The organism is Vibrio sp. Vb0667 (assembly GCF_033391095.1).
Genome location: NZ_JAWPOL010000324.1, coordinates 1 through 1118, shown reverse-complemented (window position 1 = coordinate 1118; position 1118 = coordinate 1). Strand labels below are relative to the sequence as shown.

The following is a 1118-nucleotide window of genomic DNA, read 5'->3' as shown; positions in this document are numbered from 1 at the left end:
GCTCAAGCTACTGCACACGGTCGTGGTGGTGTCGGCATTATTCGTGTCTCAGGCCCTAAGGCCAACCAAGTGGCATTGGAAGTCACAGGGAAGACTCTAAAACCGCGTTACGCTGAATACCTGCCGTTTCAAGCCGAAGATGGCACGGTGCTCGACCAAGGCATTGCACTGTACTTCCCTAACCCGCACTCGTTCACGGGCGAAGACGTATTAGAACTGCAAGGTCACGGTGGCCCAGTGGTCATGGATATGCTGATTAAACGTATTCTGGGCATAGCTGGCGTACGAGCTGCCCGTCCAGGTGAGTTCTCGGAACGTGCGTTCTTGAACGACAAGATGGATTTGACTCAGGCAGAAGCGATTGCCGACCTGATTGATGCTAGCTCTGAAGAAGCGGCGAAATCGGCGCTACAATCGCTACAAGGCCAGTTCTCGCAGCGCATTCAAACGCTGGTGGAATCACTGATTCATCTTCGCATCTATGTGGAAGCGGCCATCGACTTCCCTGAAGAAGAAATCGATTTTCTTGCCGATGGTAAAGTTGCAGGAGATCTGCAAGCGATCATCGATAACCTCGATGCGGTACGCAAAGAAGCGAACCAAGGCGCGATCATGCGCGAAGGCATGAAAGTAGTGATTGCTGGTCGTCCAAATGCGGGTAAATCAAGCCTACTGAACGCGCTGTCGGGCAAAGAGTCCGCAATCGTAACAGACATCGCAGGTACCACGCGTGACGTGCTGCGTGAGCACATCCATATCGACGGTATGCCTTTGCACATCATCGATACTGCTGGCTTGCGTGACGCTTCTGATGAAGTCGAAAAAATCGGTATCGAACGCGCTTGGGATGAAATCGCGCAAGCCGACCGCGTATTGTTTATGGTGGATGGCACAACGACCGACGCCACCGATCCAAAAGAAATTTGGCCCGATTTTGTCGATCGCCTGCCAGAAAGCATTGGCATGACGGTGATCCGCAACAAAGCGGATCAAACAGGTGAAGATATGGGGATCTGTCATGTGAACGATCCTACTCTGATTCGCCTTTCAGCAAAAACCGGGGCGGGTGTCGATGCGCTGCGTAACCACCTAAAAGAGTGCATGGGTTTCTCAGGTAA

Annotated in this window: 1 protein-coding gene; it reads left to right on the top strand. The window is 52.4% G+C overall.

The genetic code is table 11. From position 1 onward, the window contains the following. On the top strand, positions 1–1118 hold a 1118-nt coding region (gene mnmE / locus R8269_RS25620; RefSeq protein WP_318222963.1), incomplete at both ends, for a tRNA uridine-5-carboxymethylaminomethyl(34) synthesis GTPase MnmE.